The following is a 2451-nucleotide window of genomic DNA, read 5'->3' on the forward strand; positions in this document are numbered from 1 at the left end:
TAATCGCCGCTTTAACCGCAGACAGAAACGCAATTTCTTTTTTAAGCGGTTCAGCTTCATCCAAAGTGCCGCACAAAGTAAACGCTTTATTAATCGCCGCCATAACGTCTAAATAGCGTTTTTTGCCATCTTCTAATCCCAGAATATGATTCATCGCACCCGGTAAAAGGTTTAAGGCTTTGGTTTCATAATCACTGTAATCAAAACCATGGAAAAGCCCACGAACGATATCCATTTTTTCCTGCAAAATAGCAAAAGCTTCAGCGGTATCTAAGGTCGGCGCACCTTTACCTTTAGAGTCGGTATAGGTTTTTAACGCCTGTTTAAGTTCATTGGCAATCCCAATGTAATCGACCACTAAGCCACCTGGCTTATCTTTAAACACGCGGTTTACACGGGCAATCGCCTGCATTAAGTTGTGACCCTTCATGGGTTTGTCGATATACATGGTGTGGCAGTTGGGTGCATCAAAACCTGTCAGCCACATATCACGCACAATCACCAATTGCAGTGGGTCATTAACGTCTTTAAAGCGTTTTTCAAACAGCTTTTTAGTTTCTTTGTTATAAATGTGATTCTGTAGTTTCGCTTTATCCGATGCCGAGCCTGTCATCACAATTTTAATCGCACCTTTGGCGGGATCAGGGTCATGCCATTCAGGTTTAATCGCCACAATCGCATCATACATATCGACACAGATTTCACGGCTCATACAGACAATTAAACCTTTACCCGGCATGGTAGACGTGCGTGTTTCAAAATGCTGCACTAAATCTTTGCCTACTTGCTCTATGCGGGGTGCGCTGCCGACCAGTTTTTCTAACGCCGCCCATTTGGATTTAGTTTTTTCACGAGTAGGGATGTCTTCTTCATCTTCCATTACCTCTTCAATCTCGTCGTTTAAGGCTTCAATATTAGCCTCGTTAATATCCAGTTTAGCTAAGCGAGATTCGTAATAGATCGGAACGGTTGCGCCATCATCTACCGCATCTTGAATGTCATAAATAGACACATAACCGCCAAATACCGCACGTGTGTCTTTGTCATCAGCCGAAATCGGTGTGCCAGTAAAACCAATAAAAGAGGCTTGGGGCAGGGCATCACGTAAATGTTTGGAGTAGCCAAAGCTGTATTCGCCGGTTTTAGTATTAAGTTTGGCTTTATCACCATATTGACTGCGGTGTGCTTCATCGCTGATCACCACAATATTGTGGCGTTGGCTTAAAACAGGGTGGTGGGTTTCTTCCGCCAATAACGCAAACTTTTGCACGGTGGTAAAAATAATCCCGCCCGATTGGCGCGAGGCCAAAATGTCGCGCAATTCATCACGATCCCCCGCTTGAATCGGGGTTTGTTTTAAGGTTTCAGACGCCATGCTAAAGGTATTAAACAATTGACCATCTAAATCATTCCGATCCGTCACCACTACAATCGTGGGATTATTCATCTCAGGTTGGGCTAACAGTTTGCCCGCATAACAGACCATAGAGATGGATTTACCCGAACCTTGCGTATGCCAAATCACGCCCGCTTTACGCGAGCCAGGAATCACTTCGTTACCATAATTCGCACGCGGTTCGGCGGCCACGTTTTTTACTTGTTGCGATGCAATTAACGTGGCTTTAACCGCTTCACGCACCGCATGAAACTGGTGATAACCAGCAATCTTTTTAATGGTTTTATCGCCATCCTGCTCAAACAGCACAAAGAAGCGAATGTAATCTAACAATAGTTTGGGCTTAAAAAAACCTTTAACCAAGGTTTCTAGGCGATATTCAAACAGCGGTTGGTCATTTTCGCTGGCGACGGTTCGCCAAGGTAAATAACGCTCTTTATTCGCGGTTAAAGACCCAATGCGGGCATTTAAACCATCGCTGACGACCAAGGCCTCGTTAAAGGTAAACAAGTCGGGGATTTGATCTTTATAGGTTTGTATCTGTTGGTAAGCCTGCCAAATATCCGCATGGCTATCAGCGGGGTTTTTAAGCTCAATTACGGCCAAAGGCAAGCCATTAATAAATACAATCAAATCTGGGCGGCGATTCCCTTTTGTGCCGATAATAGTAAATTGATTGACCACCAAAAACTGATTATTGGCGGTGTTGCTAAAATCAATTAACTGCACATAATCGGTTTTGTCTTTGCCGTCTTGTTTAAAGCTAATCTTCACGCCTTCTAATAACCACTGGTGAAAGGTTTTATTGTTTTTAATCAGGACAAGGGTTTCAGGCTTGGCAACTTGCTGCGCCACGTTTTCTAAAACAGAAGAGGGGATATGCGGGTTAATGACCTGAAGTTGCGCTAATAAGCGACCAAACAGAACAATCTGGCGGTAATCACTGCGTTCTGGCGCGTCACCATCGGGTGCGATGTTATAGCCATTAGCATAGTCATAACCGATGGATTGAAACCACTCAAGGCAAAGTTGTTCTAGTTGGTCTTCAGTAATCA

General features: G+C 44.0%; 1 protein-coding gene. It reads right to left on the reverse strand.

Going from position 1 to position 2451, the window contains the following annotated elements; translation table 11 throughout:
• On the reverse strand, positions 1–2451 hold a 2451-nt coding region (locus tag IBX48_RS10240), incomplete at both ends, for a type I restriction endonuclease subunit R (protein WP_365942533.1).

It is taken from the genome of Thiomicrospira sp., assembly GCF_014859555.1.
Taxonomy (GTDB): Bacteria; Pseudomonadota; Gammaproteobacteria; order Thiomicrospirales; family Thiomicrospiraceae; genus Thiomicrospira.